The organism is Micromonospora sp. ATLC20, assembly GCF_057196585.1.
Genome location: NZ_JBXUOV010000361.1, coordinates 1 through 1,845, shown reverse-complemented (window position 1 = coordinate 1,845; position 1,845 = coordinate 1). Strand labels below are relative to the sequence as shown.

General features: G+C 73.3%; 1 protein-coding gene and 1 pseudogene. Both read right to left on the bottom strand.

Features of this window, described 5'->3' with window-relative positions:
* Positions 1-1,259, bottom strand: a 1,259-nt coding sequence (locus AC2CHG_RS31265; protein WP_484526197.1) for a DEAD/DEAH box helicase, incomplete at its 3' end; no start/stop codon positions are given.
* Between the two features lie 190 nt (positions 1,260-1,449).
* A pseudogene (locus AC2CHG_RS31260) lies at positions 1,450-1,845 on the bottom strand (hypothetical protein); the annotation flags it as partial.

Sequence of the window (1,845 nt, the reverse complement as noted above, 5' to 3'; positions counted from 1 at the left end):
CCGCCGCCGCGTCGCGGCTCCGGCTCGTCCCGCACCGGTACGCCGCTGGGCTCGCGCGCGCCGGTCAGCTCGGCCAGCGCCTCGTCGCCCGCCCGGACCCGGGTCTCGGCCGGCTCGACGCCCGCCTTCTCCATCATGGCCAGAGTGGTGCGGCGCTGCTTGGGCAGCACCAGCGTCGCCACCGCGCCCGACTCGCCGGCCCGAGCGGTACGGCCGGCCCGGTGCAGGTAGTCCTTGGGGTCCTTCGGCGGGTCCACGTGCAGCACCAGCGAGACGCCGTCGACGTGGATGCCCCGGGCCGCCACGTCGGTCGCGACCAGCACGGGCGTCCGGCCCTCGCGGAACTCGGCGAGCGTCTTGGTGCGCATGCGCTGGGTCTTGCCGCCGTGCAGCCCACCGGCCCGTACGCCGACGGCCGCGAGCTGCTCGACGAGCCGGTCCACGCCGAGCTGCGTACGGGCGAACAGCATGGTGCGGCCCTCGCGGGCGGCGATGGACGCGGCGACCGCGAACTTGTCGTGCGGCGGGATCAGCAGCAGGTGGTGATCCATCGTGGACACGGCGGCGGTGGCCGGCGCGGTCGAGTGGGTGACCGGGTCGGTCATGAACCGCTTGACGAGCGTGTCGACGTCGTTGTCCAGAGTGGCCGAGAACAGCAGCCGCTGCGCGTCCGCTGGAGTCTTCGCCAGCAGCCGGGTGACCTCGGGCAGGAAGCCCATGTCCGCCATCTGGTCGGCCTCGTCCAGCACGGTGATCTCGACGTCGTCGAGCCGGCACACGCCGCGTTCGATCAGGTCGCCGAGCCGTCCCGGGGTGGCCACGACGATCTCCACGCCGCGGCGCAGCGCGTCGATCTGCCTGTCGTACGGCACACCGCCGACGGCGGTCTTCAGGAACACGCCCACCGACTTGCCGAGCGGCACGAGGGCGTCGTTGACCTGCATGGCAAGTTCACGGGTGGGGACCAGGACCAGGGCGCGAGGGTGCAGCGGCCGGGCCCGGTTGCGGTCGGCGACCCGGGCGATCACCGGCAGGCCGAAGGCGAGCGTCTTGCCGGAGCCGGTCTGGCCCCGGCCGAGGACGTCGCGGCCCGCCAGCGAGTCGGGCAGCGTGGCCCGCTGGATCTCGAACGGAGTGGTGATGCCCTGCCGGGCGAGCGTCTCGACGAGCTGCCGGGGCAGGCCGAGCGAGGCGAAGTCGACGGTGTCGGGCGTCGGGTCGACGGACGGGGACGTGCTGGGTTCAGCGAACGTGGTCAAGAAATACCTCTCGAGCGGGGCGCATCTTCGCGATGGCCCGCCGCGGCCTGTCACGCCGCCGAATCGCCCGCAAGATCGCCCATGGGCGCGCGCAGTCGGGCGCGCCAGGTCAGTGATCGCAGTCAAGTGTACGGCGCATCGCCCACTCCGCCACGGCGACGCGAGAACGTAGTGGGCGGGCTCACCCCCGTCACTCGATGAGCATGGTCCCGGTCAGCCCGCTCAACGCGTCGTTGGCCAGGAAGACCACGAGCAGACTGATCGCGATCAACATGGTCAGCGCGACGGCCAGCACGATGAACACCTTCGTGTTGCCGCCCCGGGCCGCCGGGCCCTCCTCGGACCAGCCCTGGGCCAGGATGTGCCCGGTCAGCGACCCGGAGTTCTCCAGCGGGTTGCCCTGCGGGAACGACACGGTGGCGAACCCGGGCCCGTCGGTGCCGCCGTACGCGGTGGTGGCGAGATCCGGCTCGGCGGGCTGTGGGCGTACCGGACGGGTCGTGTCGGCGTCGCGGGCGGGCGTGGCCGGCGGCGGCCAGGTCGGCAGCGCCGGGGCCGGCACCACGGGCGGCGGTGGGTCCGACAC